The 17,870-nt window shown below is 60.1% G+C and carries 17 protein-coding genes and 2 pseudogenes; 8 read left to right on the top strand and 11 right to left on the bottom strand.

Translation table 11 applies throughout. The annotated features are described in order from the left end of the window. From ACILRA_RS07980 to ACILRA_RS07970, 3 genes are all read left to right on the top strand, one after another. A partial coding sequence (locus tag ACILRA_RS07980; RefSeq protein WP_395661568.1) for a GTP-binding protein occupies positions 1 to 632 on the top strand: 632 nt, incomplete at its 5' end. After that, a complete protein-coding gene (locus ACILRA_RS07975) occupies positions 632 to 1,231 on the top strand; it encodes a DUF1826 domain-containing protein (RefSeq protein WP_395661567.1) in 600 nt (199 codons plus the stop codon). The genes ACILRA_RS07980 and ACILRA_RS07975, both read left to right, overlap by 1 nt. A 28-nt stretch (positions 1,232 to 1,259) precedes the next feature. Further along, the gene (locus ACILRA_RS07970; protein WP_395661566.1) at positions 1,260 to 1,481 is read left to right on the top strand and encodes a hypothetical protein; all 222 of its coding nucleotides are present in this window, start codon (positions 1,260 to 1,262) and stop codon (positions 1,479 to 1,481) included. A 7-nt stretch (positions 1,482 to 1,488) separates the two neighbouring features. Here the strand turns inward: ACILRA_RS07970 and ACILRA_RS07965 are convergent, their stop codons facing one another. Further along, positions 1,489 to 2,094 (bottom strand): TetR/AcrR family transcriptional regulator, encoded by a 606-nt coding sequence (locus ACILRA_RS07965; RefSeq protein WP_395661565.1) that lies wholly within the window; start codon positions 2,092 to 2,094, stop codon positions 1,489 to 1,491. A 63-nt stretch (positions 2,095 to 2,157) separates the two neighbouring features. On the opposite strand from ACILRA_RS07965, the gene ACILRA_RS07960 reads away from it, so the two are divergent. Beyond that, positions 2,158 to 3,507, top strand: a complete 1,350-nt coding sequence (locus ACILRA_RS07960) for an MATE family efflux transporter (RefSeq protein ID WP_395661564.1) — start codon at positions 2,158 to 2,160, stop codon at positions 3,505 to 3,507. A 680-nt stretch (positions 3,508 to 4,187) separates the two neighbouring features. Here ACILRA_RS07960 and ACILRA_RS07955 read toward each other — a convergent pair. Further along, positions 4,188 to 5,333, bottom strand: a complete 1,146-nt coding sequence (locus ACILRA_RS07955) for a glycosyltransferase family 2 protein (protein ID WP_395661563.1) — start codon at positions 5,331 to 5,333, stop codon at positions 4,188 to 4,190. An 84-nt stretch (positions 5,334 to 5,417) separates the two neighbouring features. On the opposite strand from ACILRA_RS07955, the gene ACILRA_RS07950 reads away from it, so the two are divergent. Beyond that, positions 5,418 to 5,639 (top strand): hypothetical protein, encoded by a 222-nt coding sequence (locus ACILRA_RS07950; RefSeq protein ID WP_395661562.1) that lies wholly within the window; start codon positions 5,418 to 5,420, stop codon positions 5,637 to 5,639. A 167-nt stretch (positions 5,640 to 5,806) separates the two neighbouring features. Here the strand turns inward: ACILRA_RS07950 and ACILRA_RS07945 are convergent, their stop codons facing one another. Both ACILRA_RS07945 and ACILRA_RS07940 read right to left on the bottom strand, forming a co-directional pair. Beyond that, positions 5,807 to 6,283, bottom strand: coding sequence for a PqqD family protein (locus ACILRA_RS07945; RefSeq protein WP_395661561.1), 477 nt, complete (start codon positions 6,281 to 6,283; stop codon positions 5,807 to 5,809). 159 nt (positions 6,284 to 6,442) lie between these two features. Continuing rightward, positions 6,443 to 7,165 (bottom strand): outer membrane protein, encoded by a 723-nt coding sequence (locus ACILRA_RS07940; protein WP_395661560.1) that lies wholly within the window; start codon positions 7,163 to 7,165, stop codon positions 6,443 to 6,445. A 384-nt stretch (positions 7,166 to 7,549) separates the two neighbouring features. On the opposite strand from ACILRA_RS07940, the gene ACILRA_RS07935 reads away from it, so the two are divergent. Beyond that, positions 7,550 to 8,638 (top strand): glycosyltransferase, encoded by a 1,089-nt coding sequence (locus ACILRA_RS07935; protein ID WP_395661559.1) that lies wholly within the window; start codon positions 7,550 to 7,552, stop codon positions 8,636 to 8,638. On the opposite strand, the gene ACILRA_RS07930 is transcribed toward ACILRA_RS07935, so the two are convergent. Beyond that, positions 8,600 to 9,556: a hypothetical protein gene (locus ACILRA_RS07930; protein ID WP_395661558.1), complete on the bottom strand. Its 957-nt coding sequence runs from the start codon at positions 9,554 to 9,556 to the stop codon at positions 8,600 to 8,602. The genes ACILRA_RS07935 and ACILRA_RS07930 overlap by 39 nt on opposite strands. Before the next feature lie 20 nt (positions 9,557 to 9,576). Continuing rightward, positions 9,577 to 11,160, bottom strand: coding sequence for a glycosyltransferase (locus ACILRA_RS07925; protein WP_395661557.1), 1,584 nt, complete (start codon positions 11,158 to 11,160; stop codon positions 9,577 to 9,579). A 43-nt stretch (positions 11,161 to 11,203) separates the two neighbouring features. On the opposite strand from ACILRA_RS07925, the pseudogene ACILRA_RS07920 reads away from it, so the two are divergent. After that, positions 11,204 to 12,039 (top strand): annotated as a pseudogene (locus ACILRA_RS07920) (IS5 family transposase). On the opposite strand, the gene ACILRA_RS07915 reads toward ACILRA_RS07920, so the two are convergent. The 3 genes from ACILRA_RS07915 to gmd all read right to left on the bottom strand — a co-directional run bounded on the left by ACILRA_RS07915 (position 12,022) and on the right by gmd (position 16,258). Then, positions 12,022 to 12,597, bottom strand: coding sequence for a hypothetical protein (locus ACILRA_RS07915; RefSeq protein WP_395661556.1), 576 nt, complete (start codon positions 12,595 to 12,597; stop codon positions 12,022 to 12,024). The pseudogene ACILRA_RS07920 and the gene ACILRA_RS07915 sit on opposite strands and share 18 nt — an antisense overlap. Before the next feature lie 122 nt (positions 12,598 to 12,719). Further along, positions 12,720 to 15,149 (bottom strand): hypothetical protein, encoded by a 2,430-nt coding sequence (locus ACILRA_RS07910; RefSeq protein WP_395661555.1) that lies wholly within the window; start codon positions 15,147 to 15,149, stop codon positions 12,720 to 12,722. Positions 15,150 to 15,244: 95 nt separating this feature from the next. Continuing rightward, on the bottom strand, positions 15,245 to 16,258 hold the full coding sequence (gene gmd, locus ACILRA_RS07905; RefSeq protein WP_395661554.1) for a GDP-mannose 4,6-dehydratase: 1,014 nt from the start codon (positions 16,256 to 16,258) through the stop codon (positions 15,245 to 15,247). Between the two features lie 151 nt (positions 16,259 to 16,409). On the opposite strand from gmd, the pseudogene ACILRA_RS07900 reads away from it, so the two are divergent. Continuing rightward, positions 16,410 to 16,889: pseudogene (locus ACILRA_RS07900) on the top strand (IS1595 family transposase); the annotation flags it as partial. A gap of 17 nt (positions 16,890 to 16,906) precedes the next feature. Here ACILRA_RS07900 and ACILRA_RS07895 read toward each other — a convergent pair. Both ACILRA_RS07895 and ACILRA_RS07890 read right to left on the bottom strand, forming a co-directional pair. After that, the gene (locus ACILRA_RS07895) at positions 16,907 to 17,512 is read right to left on the bottom strand and encodes an IS630 family transposase (protein ID WP_395661553.1); all 606 of its coding nucleotides are present in this window, start codon (positions 17,510 to 17,512) and stop codon (positions 16,907 to 16,909) included. Next, positions 17,451 to 17,870 (bottom strand): winged helix-turn-helix domain-containing protein (locus tag ACILRA_RS07890; protein ID WP_395661552.1); only part of this gene is annotated, 420 nt, incomplete at its 5' end. The genes ACILRA_RS07890 and ACILRA_RS07895, both read right to left, overlap by 62 nt.

Raw genomic sequence — 17,870 nt, 5'->3', positions numbered from 1 at the left:
CGGAATGCAAGGCCGCCCGCAGCATCGTGAAGGCGCTCAATCCGGACGCGCGGCTGATCGAAACGGATTTCTCGCGCGTGCCCTTGTCCGAGATCCTCGGCACCAACCGCTTCGACTTCGAGAAGGCACATCAGAATCCGATCTGGTACAAGGAACTCAATGGCTTTCGGGACCATGTTCCGGAGACCCTCGAATATCGCATCAGGAGCTTCGTCTACCGTGAAAGTCGGCCCTTTGATCCGCAGGCGTTCAAGGCCTTCCTCGACACGCCATGGCCCGGCGTCATTCGCGCCAAGGGCTTCTTCTGGCTGGCAACACGGCCCGAATGGGTCGGAGAGGTCAGCCAGGCCGGCGCTCTTGTCAGAACCGAGGCAGCCGGGTTCTGGTGGGCCGCCATCAAGAAGGAGTCCTGGCCCCACGACTCCGACTGGGAAGCGTGGATTGCAAAACGCTGGGACCCGGTCTGGGGCGACAGGCGCCAGGAGGTCGTGTTCATCGGCACCGGCCTGGACGAATCCGCCATCCGGGCTGCGCTCGATACCTGCCTGATACCGGCCTCCAAACCGGATTTCGCTGCATGGTCGCAACTGCCGGACCCGTTTCCGGTGTGGCGGAAGAAGGAGGCCGCCTGATGGTTTCGAAGTTCGAACTCAAATCCGTCCCGCTGGGTCTCGTGCCCTTCCTCCTGAAGAGGCGGGCACTGCCCGCGCACATCCGCTCGCTCCTGCGCGAGAGCCTTCCACTTCTGCCGGAGCACGTCAGGATTGAAGGTCCTGCGGCAGGCCTCGCCGAGAGCCTTCTGCACGGTCTGCCACGCTTACTGGATTCTACCCTGCTCGACTGGCTGGTGGCCGATATCAAGAGTTGCGCAAGAAGGCTATGTGAGATGGCAGGATCAGATTGCGCAGCCGTTCGACTGGAAAAGGCCACTGATCGAACCTGCCCCCGGTTTCATGTCGACTCGGTGACGATGCGATTGCTCTGCACCTACTGCGGACCCGGCACCGAGTGGGCAGACCCGAATACTGCCTACTCAGTCAACTTTGGTGAGTCTTTTGATGAGATGCTGATTCATCAGGTGCCGCCTGAAGCCATCGTGATCTATGGCGGTGCGAATGCCTCCGCGGGACTTTGCCCGTTATGGCACAGATCGCCTGCCGTCCCAAGCAGCGAGACGCGGCTGCTGCTCTGCATTGATCCTATCTATAGATCGGCACAAACTCCTACCTGACAGTTGATCAGCCCTCACCGAGTTGTCCGTGTTGAATGCTGGTGCATGGGCGGTCTCGCCGCCAGCGCTGGCGGCCCTTGATTCACTCTGGGAAGAGCTCTTTCCCACTGAGCAGGCGCACCTCATCCAGCTTCTTATGGAGCGTGTGGACATCGGCACAGATGTTCTGAGGCTGCGGTTCAGGGACAAGCGGCTGGCGCAGATGGTGACGGAGGCCGGCACGATTGTAGGTATACTCGCGAAGGCCTGATTATGTTCTAGCCTCTTGCCGTGAGCCCGTCAAAAACGGCGTCCAGCGCTGCATGGGCGGCAGCGAGGCGGTTTGCGTCCTCGCTCTCGGACCCGGCAAGCCACATCACCTGCGCCATGACGGCGCCATTCAGCACATGGGCCACGGCCTCGGGGTGGATCGCACGGATGCGGCCCTGGGCGACGAGGATCGTCAGATCTTCCACCATGGGTCCGAAGCCTGACGCCATCAGGATCTCGATTGCACGGGTGCCAAGCACGGCAGGCGCGTCAAGGAACAGGATGCGCCGGCGGTCCGGGTGCAGCGCCAGGTCGAGATAGGCATGGAAGCAGTTGCGCAAGGCTTCCCACCGGTCTTGCTCGGCTTCGTAAAGGCGGTCAAGCTCATGGCCGATCTCGGCATCCACGGCGCGCAGCACGGCCTCGAACAGTCCGGCCTTGTTGGTGAAGTGGTGATGCAGCGCCCCGCGGGTGACACCCGCCTCGGCCGCCAGTGCATCAAGCGAGACCTGTGCGAAGCCCCTCTCGGCAAAGGCGCGGCGGGCGGTGGCGACGAGCCGCGCCGCCGTCTGTTCGGCTGCCTCGGCGCGGGTGGCAAGTCGTGCAATTGACATACGGACCGTATGTGATTATCGGATTGACATACGAATGGTATGTCAAATGTGGAGAAACGGCAAGTGCCTGGACGACTGACGTTGCGCGCGGTCTGGCAGCAGGTGCCAGGCATCGTTGGTCTGGCGGCGCCCATCGTGATGGGTCTTGCGGCCTCCACCCTGATCGGCGTGACGGACTCGGTCATGCTTGCGCCGCTCGGTCCTGTGCCGGTTGCGGCGGTGGGGCTCACCGGTGCCGTGGCCATGCTCTTCTATGCGGCGATCTATGGTCTCATCTCGGCCCTGTCGGTGCGGATCGGTGCCGCCTGGGGCGCGGGCGAGGGTCGGCGGATATCCCTGATCCTCCGCGCCGGCCTGGCGCTCGGGCTGCTCATCGGCCTTGGCGCGGCGCTGGTCATGGCGGCGCTCTGGCCGCTGCTGCCGCTGTTCGGCCAGCCGGAAGAAGTGATCGCGGCCATGCCGGCCTACTGGTTCTTCATCTGCGCCTTCCTCGTTCCCTTCTCGGTGCTGACCGCCTTCAAGTCCGCCTTCGAGGCGGTGGAGCGGCCCTGGCTCGGTGCCGCCTTCGCCTTCCTTGCCGTGGCGATCAACGTGCCGCTGAACTATGCGCTGATCTGGGGCATCGGCCCCTTCCCGCAGCTGGGCCTGACCGGGGCGGGTGTTGCCTCCTTCCTCGCCGAGGCGCTGGCATTGGGAGCCGCCTTCTTGTGGTGGCTCCATGCGCCGTCGATGCGGCGGCTGCGTTTGCGCCGCCCGGTGGAACGGCGGGAGATCGGCCTGACCCTTCGCGAGGGGGCGCCATTGGGTGCAATGTACGTGGTGGAGACCGCCTCGGTCAGCGTGGCGACCCTGATGATTGGAGGCTTCGGCACGGTGGCCCTTGCGGCCAATCAGGTCGCACAGTCGATCGGCGGCCTGCTCTACATGCTTCCCCTCGGTATCGCGGGAGCGGTGGCGATCCGCGTGGCCCAGGAACGGGGGGCTGGCAATGGCGCGGCGCTGCGCCCCATCGCGCTGGCGGCGGTGTCGGTGGCGATGGTCTGGCTCGTGGCTGCAGCACTGCTGCTGGTCTTCAGGGGTGAAGCCATCGCGCGGCTCGTGATCGAGGATCCGGAGGTCGTGGCGCTGACAGCGGCGATCTTCCTCGCCTTCGCGCCGATGCAGATCTGCGATGCTGTGCAGTCCGCGATGCTGGGTGCGCTGCGGGGACTTTCCGACACGGCGTGGCCGGCTGCCGTATCGGCCATCGCCTATTGGCCGGTTGCGCTGCCGCTGGGCTGGATGCTGGCGCATTGGGCGGGCATGGGGCCCGCCGGCATCTGGGCAGGCTTCATCCTTGCGCTGGTTGGCGCGGGAGCGGCCCTGACCGTCCGATTCTGGCGGACAACGGCTCTGCCGCCAGCGAAGGGTTAGCTGCAGGCGGCGGCGGCAAGTAGAATTGAGCTTCCATAGCAATCATCACGCAATGCCAAACCGAAATCTCGTCATCGTTCACCGCAGTTCCGAGAATGAGCGGGATTTCAGCGAGATCGCGGCAAGAACTGCAGAGATCGATCCCAGTATCGAGGTCGATCCGGTAGGCCCCGGGCGATGCCGGGTGATGGATGGTCAAGGCAGACGCTGACCGTCGCGCTGAACTCGCATTCTGAACTGCCATGGATCCTAGACCTAGGTTGGCACGGGCGGGTGCGGGCTTGGGGCGTTACGCGGGTTGGATGAGAGGGCCGCGCGCTCAACCGATTGACTACAGCGAAGTACGGCAACAGCTGTCACGGAATATCCCTTGATTTCTGATGTTTATCGCTGCCGTACCTTTTCCGCGCAGTCATGAGCCTTGGAGAATAGGGGGCAGAGAGAGACGAAAATCGACTCGCCTGGCATTTCCTCATTCAGGAGCTTTTCGCCGAGAAGCCCGCAAATACTGGGGATTTTCGACGCTCAAGATTCAGGGAGAGAGATTTGCCTAAGGGCTAAATGGCGGAGGGAAAGGATCTGAGATCCAACCGTCTCTGCCTGCAAGTAATTGATTTCATTAAGCCCAGTTTTAGACGTAGTTCGAATTCCCAGCGCGGATCCACGTGTTCTTTCCCCACTCATCGCTTGCCTGCTCTCTGCTTGACGCCAGCAATTCCCGCGAAGGTCAGGCCAATGCGCAGCGCGCGGGCAATGCGCCGGAGTTCTTGGCGCACTTCCTCCGCGAAGCCCCCAAAATCGTGAACTTCGATGCGGGCGAATTTACCTGAACGCAATATCAATTCGAGCTTCGAGCCACGACCGATAAAGTCTATGCCCCGAAGGTTCGGTGCTTCCCATCCATCACCGGGGGCCTCCAGCCTCAACGCTCTGCCGCCCGGCTCAGGTAGCGCATGAAACACGCTCTCCCGGATCTTCCTCCTCTGTCCACCAGGCGATCCGAAACACAGAACAGCCTGCCTTCTCTTCCTACGCAGCAAGACCGCTATGTCGAGCAGCATCCGCGCAGGCCGTGCCGGGTCGGAGATGGCAAATTGGGCTACGCGTTTGCGAAAGACGGGGTGTCTGGCCGCGAGCTTTGCCGCGTTGCCGTTCTGCCGCCGGAGCGAGCCCTTTCCGAACGAAACCGCGCCCTTGTGAAATACAAACACGTCCAGTGCATGAAGGTTGCGGAAGCCGGCATCCAGCGCCCTCAAGCAAAAATCGTTCTCCTCGCCATATCCCTTGCCGAACAACTTCGCATCGAACATCCCAACCTGGTCAAGGGCGCGGCGTGATACGTACATGCAGAAGCCGACGCCGGTGGGAATCTCCACGGACTGACCACGGTTTACACGCGCGGCCAGCATGTCGGCAGAGCGCGGGGAAAGGCCCTCCGGCAGACGGTTTGCTTCGAAGATGCGCGGATAGCTGCAGAGGGATGCGTTGTTGCTGAATGGCGTTACGGTGGCAACCGTGCTGCTCGCATGTGCGATCAGCCGGTCAAGCCAGTTGCCGAAGACCAGCGTGTCGCTATTGAGCAGAACCGCGTCGCGGTCCGTGTGCAGGCTCAGCGCCGCATTGACGGTTTTCACGAAGCCCAGATTCTTCGCATTGGTGAGGAGGCTGATGTGGCCTTGTGATGCCATCGCCGCCAGGTCCCTGGTCAGCGCCTCATCGGGTGAGCAATCATTGATCACGATGAATTCATATGGCGTCCTGTTCGAGGACAGCAGTACCGACTCGATCGCGTTCAGCGTTTCGGCATGGCCCTTGTAGACCGGCATGATGACATCCAGCCTCGGTTCCCTAGCCCGCTTGCGCCTTGGAAGGGCCGCCGCGATGCCGGGCAAGGGAGATGCGGTCTCCTGGTGCATGCCTTCCAGTATGGCAGCACGGCCCTGGCGCCGAACCTTGCCAACCTTCATGGCGGCATGGAGAAGCGGATCAATGCAGCTCCGTGCTGCACCCGGGTCATTGCGCAGATACTCATCCGCATCGAAGGATTCGGATGGACGGTAACCCTTCATGCGGCCGATGGCGAGATAATGGCTGATCGGATCGACGAAATTGAGAACGGGATCGGCATATAGATAGCGATTCCGGTAGTAGGTCTCGTCGAACATGCCCGATGCGCGCACGACCCTCACAGCCTCATGGGCAGGCAGTGACCCCGTGGCGGCATCGAGAGACTGCAACAGAAGTGTCCCTCTATTGCGCATCGTCCCTTTCCGGTTGCCAGCTCGCACTGGAGGGGCCGTTACCCTGCAACGGGTTTCTTGCTTGCCTTCAGCAGACCCACGCGCATCATCTCGTTGACGGTCTTCCGGATGGCGGCTTCCGGGCTCGCATCAAGCTCATACTGTTCCTGGATGATGGCCGAAACCGTGGTGATGGCAATGGACTGCTTGCAGAGGAGGAAAACGGCGGCGGCGATATGGTTGAGATAGTGCATCGTCGTGTTCGCTGTGTCATGCAGCGCAATGCCGTCATGAATGTCGATGACCTGCCATTCACCCGCCTGCTCGATATAGGCCTCGCCCTTGCCGGAGCGGGAGGAAACAGACGGGCCCTTACGGGGACGGGGCTTCTTCGCGGATGGCTTGACCGCCTTGCCTGGCTTTAAACTCCTGGAGGCCGGCTTCGCCCCTGCGGCGCTTGCGCGTGACCCGGGCTTGCTGGCCCGCAGCTTTCCGCTGCTCGTTTTCGACGTTTTGGGGCGCGAACGGTCAACCATCTAGCATGTCTCACTCACGTGCCGGTGGCCCACGCCCCGCGTCTTCACGAACATCAATCAAGGGAGATTGCCGACTAACTTCAAATCATACGCAATAACCAAGTCTGGTGTGCCGGACCGGCACGCGTCCCCTGATCCCATAGAGAATGGCAACCGACCTCAGAACCTGAAGCTGAACGAGCCCCTTATGACATGCATGTCTATGCCGACATCGGCGTCGCCATAGCCTCGGAAGTCATAGGATTGATCGCCTAGATCGACGTAGAGATATTCCGCGCCCAGCATCAGGTTGTCGGTTAACATGACGCTGACGCCGGCGCCTGCCGTCCAGCCGATCTGCGTGTTGCTGTCTGAACCAATGCCGCCATCACCAACGACATTCAGGTTTGCATCAACGCCTCCAAGCGCCACGCCGCCCGTGCCGTAGATCAATGCGTCGCCCAGTTCTAAGCCAATGCGACCGCGAAGTGTTCCCAGCCAGTCGACCGAGGTATCGACGCGGTAGTCGGTGGGGCCAAGGATCACGCCAGGTTCGACATCGGCCACTCCGCTCAGGCCCGCCCAAGACATGTCGGCGACGCCGCCGATCACGATGCCGTTACCAAGGTTGTAATCAAAGCCGACGAGGCCTCCAACCATGCCGCCATCGAGGTCAGCCTTGCCGTCCTCCGACACAAGCGCTGAGCCCACATCAGTGTGATCCTGGCGCAGCATGCCTTCGACGTCAGCATCACCCGTGGCGTATCCGCCGGTCACGCCGAAATAGAACCCTTCCCACGGACCTCTCGCAGTCTCCTGCGCATGTGCGGACGACACACCGAAGGCTGCGGCGACGATGGCCGCAACCGCGGCGGTGGACAAGGCTCTCGAAGACAATGGCATTGCGGATCCCCCAGGATTCCTCAGACTAATAACGGGTGGCCGCTGAACAATCCATAGATTTCTGCATGGATATGAATTTTGGCTCGGCTTACGGTTCGGCCTGCCGGAAGGGACGACAATCCTGTTGAAATCGCGGGGCGAAATTAGTAAGGACATGACAGTCAAGTTTCCAAGGGCTGGGGAAAACATGCTGAATTCGGAACAAGTTTCGCCTTCCGTGAAAAAGGCCGCTATTCAGCAGCTCAAGAAGGGCGGCTACAAGCTTCCCTCACTTCAGTCGTTCAACATCGCAGCCTACGGAACAGTCGGGCACGTTTTGTACGCTGGAAATATGTGACCGGCCGGAAGGCCGCCACGAAACACTGACGCCCGCAGCGGACCTGGATGCAGACAACTCCGGTCACCGGCCTTCTCATCGTCAGGAATGAGGAAGCCCATCTTGGCAACTGCTTGAATTCGCTGGCGGGGCTGGTGGATGATGTTGTAGTCGTTGATACTGGATCAACGGATAACACCATCGCCATCGCCCGGCGCGCTGGCGCGCGCACCGGACACTTCGCCTGGATTAATGATTTCGCCGCGGCCAGAAATCACGCCATCGGCCTCTGCGGGACACCCTGGGCGCTCTATATCGATGCGGATGAGCGAATCGCGCCAGGCTGCTGCGAACCAATCCGCCGGCTGATAGATCCCCAATGGATGGCGGCGGACATCCTCTTGCGGCCCAAGGCGAACTATACCCGCTACCGCCTCACGCGACTGTTCCGAATCGATCCGCGCATCAGGTTTCACGGTGCGATTCATGAGACGCTGCAATACGCCCTCGCCGCAATCAGCGGCGGAGCGGCCGTGGGACTGACGGCGCTGGAAATCGATCACTTCGGTTACGAGGGTGACCTCAGCCGGAAGCACCAGCGCAACCTGCCGCTTCTGGAACGCTGCGCCGCGGAGTTCCCCGACCGGGTGTTCTACTGGTTTCACCTCACGGAAACACTGCTTGGCCTGGGCCGTTACGCAGAGGCTCATGCCGCGAGCCTCCGTGCCGTGGAGGCCGCAAGGCGGGATCAAGCCGCGAAATCCGGCGTGGATGCGGCCTTGGCCTGTCAGATGCTGGCTTCATCGATGCTGGACCGGGGCCTTGATCCGCAGAGCATCATCAATGACGGGCTTGAACTTCACCCCGGAAACCATGGCCTGCTTCTCACCCTGGCATCCCGCGAGCTGCGGTTCGGGGTTGCGGCCCGCTCCCTCGCCATCGCGAAGGCGCTTCGGGCCATTGACCCGGACTCGCTTCAGCCGGGGCTCGTCGCATATGACCGGGATGTCTTCGGGCGCTACGCGCTCGAGGTGGAGATCGCCAGCCTGTCAAGGCTCGGCCGCATGCGGGAGGCCGCCATGCTGCTGACTGCAAATGCCGGGCGGCTGAAGCCCGCTTCAGCTGGCGTGCCGCCGCACGGTGCGGATGAGGGCTAGCGCCGCCTTGTCGTAGGACTGGAAAGTCCTGAGATAGTCCTGGATCTTGGTGATGGAGCGCCAGCTGCTGGTGCGCGGCGAGGACAGGTGCCAGACATTGCCCCCAGCATTGATCTCGATTGCGTGGAGACGGCCTGTCGCGTGTTCCCTCACGATGTCACATCCGAGCAATGGGATGTCCGGGAACACGGCGTGGACCGCGGCGGCGAAGGCCATGACATCGGGCTCCGTGTTGATCACCGGCGTTGTCCGCGACCGAGGAGGCTCCGGGAGAATGCCCTCGATGACGTGATCGTCCGAGGCCAGCGGCGGATGGGGCTCGGGCGCCGTGGCGAGGTTCTGGTAGATCACCTCCCCGAATAGAGTGAGGCACCGGTATACCGAAAACCTCTCGCCCGTATCGATGAAGGACTGCACGATCATCGGCTTGACCCGCGCGAAATGCGATAGCGGGAGATCATCCACCATGAGACCCGCGAGGCGCCGGGTGCGGAAAAGATAGAGGCCGCGTCCGCTCGAAGTGCTGTCGATGTCTTCCGGCTTCAGGACGCAGAGTTCCCCCCAGTCCGCGGCGGGAAGCTCCATCCCGAACCGGAAGGGCGCCGTGCGCGGCGTGGCGACGCCCGCGGCCGCCAGCCGCCGGTACTGTTCAAGCTTGGGAATGGCCTCATTGGCGAAGACCTTGCCGCGCAGCGGCCGTAACCTGCCCATCGGTCCAAAGCTCACGGTAAGGGTGGGGCGCTGCCAGTAGGAGGCACTGATCAGTTCGGCCCTGTCCGCACGTCCGGCCACCAGCACATGGATGTCCGGCGCCTGCCTGGCCATCTTCTCCCGGATGATCAAGAGGTCGTCGGTCGCCAGATATTCGGGCTGGGCCACGAGGACCAGCGTTCTTTGGATGGGATGGGCGAATGGCATCGGCTGGTTGCCTGAACGCGCTAGCTTAGCAAGGGAAGCAGGAAGTCCCGCCACTCCCGGGCGATCCTGTTACCATCAAAACGAGCCCGCGCGAATGTCTTTGCACGCTCCGACGTGGCGGCAAGCTCTTCGTCAGAAACTGTCTCGATCAGCCGCCTTGCCTCCTCCACCGAGTCATAGGTGAGACCAGCGCCGCCCTGCAGGAATTCCTGGACCTCGTACATGCCCTCGTTCCAGTCCGGATATGGATTGCCGGCGCTGACGAAACGCGCCGACGGCGCGATGATGGGGCAGCCGGTCAGCATCGCTTCCATGAAGTTGAGCGTGTAACAGGCAATCAGACTGTGAGTATAGAGATACATCCGGCAGTCCGCGTAGACGTCCGGCTGAGCAGCCTCAGGACATATTCCGAGCCAGTTCTCGATGCCTTCATTTGCCAAGCCGTAGAGCTTCGCATTAAAGCCGCGGATGATGGCTTGATAATCTGAAAGCTTTGGCCTTGCCAGGTCCCGGCGCGCCCTCGACATGAATGTGAGAACACAGTCTCCACCCCTGTAATCTGAATACTGGTCAGGGAACTTGCCGAAGTAGATTGCAGCATCGCAAGGGATCATGCCTTCGCGCTGCTCACGAGGTGAATACCGCACCGTCTTGAAGGTAGTCCGATAGGGCTTAAGTCCGTTCTCTTGGCCCCTGGTTGTCTGGCCCAAGGTGCGGCGGATTGTGAGTGTATTTTCGAGCACGCCAACGTTGTCGATAATGAAATGCGGATCGTGGTTGACGATGACGGCGTCAAACCGATCCGCGAAGGACTGCGTAATCCGTTTGCGCCCATCTGTGATGACGACCCCGCCTTCATTCATCGCAGCGTAATCTTCAGGTTTCGTGAAGTAAGGCTCTGACTTGCGCAGTTGGTTACTTTTGACCACCGGATCGCCAAATGAACCCAAAGAAAACACGTCAAACCCGGCCTCATGAAGAAGGCGCAAATCATCATACTCGAGCGCACCATGGACCGAGTAGTAAAGAACGCGCCTCCTTCTTTCGACTGACGGAACCCCGCCAGGAACCGCTGTGATGGTCGATGGTGCAGGTCGGTCGGGATATGTTGCTCGGTTAGGCGCGTCTTTCGATCCTCCAAACCAGCGGAACAGTTTCAAGTCCTCTTCAATGCGGCCTTCAATTACTGTCCGCAATTCTCTTGAGAGATTTTCCTCCGTCAGAAACTTTCTTGATACATTCTGAGGGCTCACCAAAGGCAATCCCGCCTCATGTAGATACGCCTCCAGATTCTCCAGTCCGATAATGCGGGTATTCAGTACACGTATGCTGTCCAGTGACTTGTCAAAAGACGGTTTCCCACTCAACGCTCTGCAGATCGTGTTATCAGGTAGAATCCTGTCTACTACAGCAGCAAATGCCTCTTCCGGAATTGGCTCACCAAAGTTTATCTGCAGATCTTGCAGTCTATTCCTCCAGATGCGAGCCGTTGCCGTATCTACGCCCGTACCTACTGCTGTGAGTATGTAGTTTATGTACGATATCATTCCCGAGAGTGGATCTCTTAGTGTCTGTCCCGAGAGTTCTTGAATCGGATGAATCATTTGTGATTCCATGTCTTTGGAGTGATTCTTCCGGAGGCCACCGATGTGGACGCAAGAGAACCGTGCCCGGTATGATCGCAACGGGCTGCGTTATCCCAGTGATTTAACGGACGCGGAATGGGCGGTCATCGCGCCGCTGATTCCGCCAGGCAAGCGCGGCGGGGACAAGCGCACGGTGGTGATGCGCGAGGTGGTGAACGGCCTGATGTATGTTCTGTCGACCGGCTGCCAGTGGCGGGCGATCCCCAAGGATCTGCCGCCGCGCTCGACGGTGCATGGGTATTTCGACCTGTGGACCTGGGACGGAACGATCACGCTCCTCCATCATGCGCTTTATGTCCTGTGCCGGGAGCGGGTGGAGCGGGAAGCTTCTCCCACCGCTGCGATCATCGACAGTCAAAGCGTGAAAAGTGCCGAAAAAGGGGGGTCTCTGACCTGCCCGGTTACGATGCGGGCAAAAAGATCAAAGGCAAGAAGCGGCACATTCTCGTCGATACTCAGGGCCTCCTGATGCATGCCATGGTGCACCATGCCGGCATTCAGGACCGTGATGGAGGTATCCTGGTGATGGCGACGCTGTTCGGCCTCTATCCGTTTCTGCTCAAACTCTATGCCGATGGCGGCTACAGCGGCGACGTGTTCCAGCGCGGAGCCAAGAAGGCCATCACCAAACTCAACATCGAGATCGTCAAACGATCAGATCAGGCAAAGGGCTTCGTCGTGCTGCCGAAACGCTGGATCGTCGAGCGCACCATCGCCTGGCTCAATCGCTGCCGAAGGCTGGCCAAAGACTGGGAATGCTTCAACCGAAAAGCCCTTTCCTTCCTGCACCTCGCCTCAATCAGGCTCATGCTCAGGAAGCTATGCAATCCAGCATGAACTCTTCGGACAGACTCTTATGATTGAGAAAACCTCGTCGGTCTCCCGCTTCAATCGCTTCTCGGTCAGAAGTGCACCGGTGGGATGGCCAAACAAGGCAATGTACTTCACACCCGATCGAAGCTGAGACACCACCTCGGCATAATACTTCAATCGATCAGGACTATAATCAAACAGCAGAAACTGAGGTGCCATCATCAAGGCATACTTGCCGGAACGGCGCTGAGCAGTTATGACCGTTGTACCTCCTGACTTTGGAGCATGCAGAAAGAACTTCGCTGGCACTTGCGGATATAGCCTGCGGAATGTTTCGATGTGATTGTTTGCGAATTCCTTCGATCTGATAAAATCCAAGGCGCATTGCATTCGATCTTTGATTTGCTCGCCAGCCAGTTCGCCCGTCTCTGGACTTCTTCCTAGGATAGATTCGTAGTAAAAGCGTCGATAACCTGCCGCCGGATCAGCTTCGAGTCTCTCCTTTGCTATCAAGAGGTCGCCAACGCCTTCTCGGACATCAGCGAGACCCTCAAGCAAGTCCAGTAGAATCGGTCTATGCATGCTCTTTATCTCCCGCGCGACTCTTGGGGCGGCCTGAATTTTCGAAGCGCTCACTCTGGAGTGCTCTCTGTAGTGTAATTTCCACTATAGCGCCTCGTGAAATGGCGAGATTTGTTCGGCATTCATTGATTTTGGTCCGGCCCCAGGCTGGCGAGGATTTCCTGAAGCCGCTTTCCATAGCGCTTGGCGATCGCCGCGGTTGAGAAGTTCCGGCGAATGCTATTGTATGCAGCGGCAACCTTCCGCTCACGGGCAGCCACATCTGCATATACGGAGCGGAGATGGCGAGCGGCATTCTCGACGTCCGGCTCGGCCCATTTCTGGCCCTTGCGCACGAAGATGTAGTCGCCTTCGCCAAGCAGTTCCTCCTTGTAGCCAACCAGCCAGCTCGTTTCCTCCGAGCAGAACTCGAGGTTTCCGGAATAGCCTGTGCAGACCACGGGCACGCGCAGGTTCATGGCTTCGATCATGCCAAAACCCCAGCCTTCCGAACGGTGAAGCGACATGTAGCAGTCAGAGGCCGCCTTGAGTTTCAATAGATCATCATATAACAGCGTCTCGTCGATGATGCTGATACGGTGGTCCTGGCTGGCGAAGGCGTCCACCTGTTGCCAGTTGCGGTGATGGACGGGATCTTGAACGACGTTCCTGTTCTGTGTCTTCAAGAGGAGGCGGGCTTCCGGCACATCCGGGAAGGCCTGCTGGAATGCCTTGATGGCGGCAACGGGATTTTTTCTCTGGGTGAAGGAAAAACTGTCAAAGGCCGTCAGCACGATGAATTCATCGCCGGTGAACCCATGACGCCTGTTGAGCGCATCCCGCGCCGCGCCGCGATCGATCTCCGGTGGCGTTTCATAGCTCATGCCGACGTTGACAACCGGCTTTCGCGTGTGAGGCTGATAGATGCTGACGCCGAATGCCGTCGAAACCCAGATCTCGTCTAGAAGCTCCAATCCGAGATAGTGAGCACGCGCAGGGGTCTCGAGCTCCCAGAAGAAGTACCCGATGTTGTAGGACTGAGACATCACATCAGGCGCATAGGTGTAGACGAGGGGAATGGATTCAGCGTTCAGGTGAAAGAGATTGATGCGCGCGGGGGTGTATGATCCAAGGTTCACATGGCTCGAGAAACCTTCGGGCGCCGGATTGTCCATCCCGAAGTCGACGCAGTTCAACGTTAGACCGGTTGCCTTGAGGATATCAGCGGAGAGGCGGGTGGCCTGCCCCAGTCCTGACGCCTTCTTGAATGGGCCGACAAGCTGCATATCCACCTTGCCGGAACCAGTCACGGCGGGGAGCATTGCAGCATGGAGCCTGTCGCCCTGCGCGGTGATTGATGTGAAACGATTGCTGTCGAGGTCGTAGCCCTGCAGCCGCAGGATGCCCCGATAGCGCTCCCGCGTCATCTCCGGAATGCTGGCCGGCCCCACGAGCCGGAGAAACTGGCCGAGGGCGTTGCCGCCGCCGGCAGGCGCCTCCACGAGCAAAGCGACCGTCTGAGTGGGTAGATAGCGCAGGATGTCGGGGCGCCTCACGGCAGATACCATCAGGCTGAGTGCATAGAGCACGCGACCGGGCGCGCCCGTCTGATCAAGAAACTCATAGTTCTGATTGTGTTGATGTAGCAGCTCCATGAAACAGGTGAGCGGGCATGCCTCCAGACGGCGGCCGGGCGAGACGCTCCGGAGCACATGGACCATGTTTGGGGGGACGAGACAATCCTCGACCTGCCTCGCTTTCGCTTCCTGCCATGCCCACCAATAGCAGAGGGCCGCGATGCTCTCGGCGTCGTCCAACCGCATCTGTGACAGCATTTCCGGGTTGTCCTGCAGAGCCCACCAGACATAGCGCGACAGCGAAAATGGCCGGCCAGCCATGACGATAGGTTCGTTGAGGCGATCGATGATCGCCTTGGAGAGGGGAACGCGCAATTCCGGACGGTTGGCGGCATAGGCCTTGAAGTAGAAGTCGAGGAAATGATCAGCGTTATCCGGGTGACCGGCAACGTCGAACTTCGAGGAAGCGCGCAGACGGTGCCGGGTGAGGTCGAGATAGGCAGGCAGCCTCCTACCCTCGGGCACCTCATCCCCCGGAATGATCTGCCGTGTCGAGAACAGTGGTCCATGCACCGCAAGCGGCGGTGAAACTCCGGCGCTAGGTGTCTCATCGAGCCGTTTCGAGAGACGCCAGAGCGTCTCGATCTCTCCCTGCAGGAGCTTGCGGCAGTCCTGTATCCATAGGCCGCCCGCGTCCACCCAGATTCCGGTTGCGCCAAGCAGCCGCACCTGGCCAAGGCAGTGGCCCCCATCATTCATGATGCGAACGCTGACCAAGCCGCCATTCTTCGCGGCGGCATCCTGGAGCGCCAGCGTGGTGGGAAACACGAAGCCGCACATGCCATCACCTGCTCCGGCCTCGCAGGCGCCAGGGTGGAATGTGCCGGCAATCGTCATGGCCAGCACCTCGCCGCCGCCGAACAGGCCGACGGCAAGACCTCCGGACGGCCCAGACGTCCGCGCAGCCCAGCCCGCGATGTCCTGACCTAGGGTCACTTCGATGAAACCGCGAAAGCCACCGCCGGTGCCAGCCGGTTCCCCAACTGCGCGCAAAGCTTTCCTCTTTGGAGCTCCTGGCTTTTCTGTCCGCATCAGCCGAGGTCCTCGTAATCGGCGCGCGCCATCATCTCCGCCAATTGCTGCACGCTGACCCTGGGCTTCCAGCCAAGGACTTTGGCGGCCTTGGAGGGATCGCCGAGAAGCAGGTCCACTTCGGCCGGACGGAAGAACCGCTCGCTCACCTCGATCACGCGCTTTCCGCTCTTGCGATCGATTGCATATTCGACAATGCCGACGCCGTTCCAGTCGAGTTTCATGCCTAGGGCTTCCGCCACGAAATTCGCAAAGTCACGTACTGTTAGGCTCACACCGGTCGCCAGCACATAGTCGCCCGGCGTGTCCTGCTGCAGCATGCGCCACATGCCTTCGACGTAGTCCCCGGCGAAGCCCCAGTCACGCTTGGCGTCGAGATTGCCGAGAACGCAGGGCTCGCTGCCTCCGCGCGCCAGTCTTGCGAGCGCAAGGGTTATCTTGCGTGTCACGAATTCCGTCCCGCGCAGCGGGCTCTCATGGTTAAAGAGAATTCCCGATGACGCATGCATCCCAAAGCTCTCACGGTAGTTCCTCGTTATGAAGTGGCCGAACACCTTCGAGACACCGTAGGGAGAACGCGGCAGAAAAGGCGTCGACTCCCGTTGCGGCACTTCCGCGACCTGTCCGAACATCTCAGACGTCGAAGCCTGGTAGAATCGTGTTTCCGGTGCGAGTGTCCGCAGGCTGTCGAGAATGCGCAACACACCCATCGCATTCACATCAGACGTGTAGACCGGCACCTCCCAAGAGGCACCGACGAAGCTCTGGGCGGCGAGGTTGTAGAACTCGTGAGCCTGGACTTTACCGATGGTCCTGAAGATGTTGTTCGCATCGGCAAGGTCAAATTCATGCAACTGCACATCGGAGAGGATGCCCAGTTTGTCGAGCCTCACGGTTTCCGCCTGCGAGATGCGCCTGAAGCCCCCGTGGACGGTATAGCCCTTGTCCAGAAGAAGCCTCGCCAGATACGCACCATCCTGCCCAGTGATACCACTTATAAAACATGTCTTCATCGTCTGGGGTCATGCTTTCGACTGAGGTTGGTCTTTTCTGGTAGCGATGCCGGGGGCAGTGTGTCAAATCCGGTCCTGATTGGGCACCTTGCTCAGCCGCTTGAACGCGGTTGCAAATAGCGAACATCTTTGATTTCAGGGATATCTTTTGATTGCGCGTAACACGGTACAGTTCCAGAAGGGGCTCAGCGAGCCTGCATTTGAACTCCAGTACGGTACCGAGGAACAATGTCGGGCTGTTGTCGTGGCTTCGCGGTGGCCGAATGGCTTTGAGTGCCCCGCCTGCGGTGAGGCGCGGCATAGCATGTTGAAATGCCGCGAGTTGTTTCAGTGCACTGGCTGCCGCAGACAGACTTCGTTGATAGCAGGGACGATCTTTGCCTCCACCAAACTGCCGCTGCGCCTTTGGTTTCGTGCGATCTATCATCTCACCCAAAGCAAACAGGGCATCTCCAGCATCGAACTCGGCCGACGCCTGGGCGTGACGCAGACCACCGCCTGGAAGATCAAGCACAAGCTGAAGCAGGTTATGCTCGAACGCGACGGTGACAAGTCTCTCACCGGCCGTGTGGAGATCGATGACGCCTACCTCGGTGGCCAGCGCAGGGGCGGCAAACGGGGCCGTGGAGCACCCGGCAATACCAACGGTCATTGGGTCTGACCGACATGAGCCCATTGGCGCATTCCGATTGAGGTAATGGTCTCTGGTTTGGCGATGAGCTTCTGCCAGGCGTCGCATGCTGCCTCGATGATCTCGAGGTAAGTTTCGAAGACACGGTTGGAGAGCCAATTGGCACGAAGGTACTGCCAAATGTTTTCGACGGGGTTGAGTTCGGGCGCACGCGAGGGCAAGAAGATTGGCGTGATGTTATCGGGCACGTCGAGTTTGCTCGTTGTGTGCCATCCGGCCCGGTCGAGAAGCAGAACGGCGTGGGCACCCCTGGCGACATGGCGGGAGATCTCATTGAGATGCATCTGCATGGCCTCAGTGTCGGCATATGGCACGGCAATTGCTGCGCCAGTTCCACGTGCCGGACATATGGCGCCAAATAGATAGGCATTCTCATAGCGCTGATCGGCCGGTTGGCGGGGCCTCGATCCGCGCCTGCTCCATTGGCGGACGATGCCATTCTTCTGACCGATGCGGGCCTCGTCCTGGAACCATATCTCCACCGGCGTTTTCTCTGGCAACTCAGCGAGATGGGCACTCAGCGTTTGGGGGAAGTTTTTTGAACGCTGCGATGGTTTCAACATCCTGCCCGGGGTGGCGCGGACGGGCGCTGACGTGTGAGAATCCAAGGTTCTTCAAGAGTGTCCCGACATACCGCTCATGAAAGTCCACACCGTACCGCTTCTTGATCACCAGCTTGAGGTCGATACGCCGCCAGCGCACCACACCGTCAGCTTGTCTGTCGGGGCCGGCGTCAACGAGGGCCGCCAGTTCGCTCTTCTGCTCCAATGACAGGCGAGGCGTGGGGCCGTTGGTCCAGGCATCTAGTGGATTGGCCGGGACAAAAGAGTCCGATTGAAGGTTCCCAACGGCTTGTTGACGTGCGAATCTGAAAGGATGCGCAATGGTATCAGTTTCACCGTTTCCGCCGCCGACTGTCAG

The sequence above is a fragment of the Aestuariivirga sp. genome (assembly GCF_044239095.1).
Classification (GTDB): Bacteria; Pseudomonadota; Alphaproteobacteria; order Rhizobiales; family Aestuariivirgaceae; genus Aestuariivirga.
Note: the sequence above shows the minus strand (reverse complement) of the source record. Positions and strands in the feature narration are given on the sequence as shown.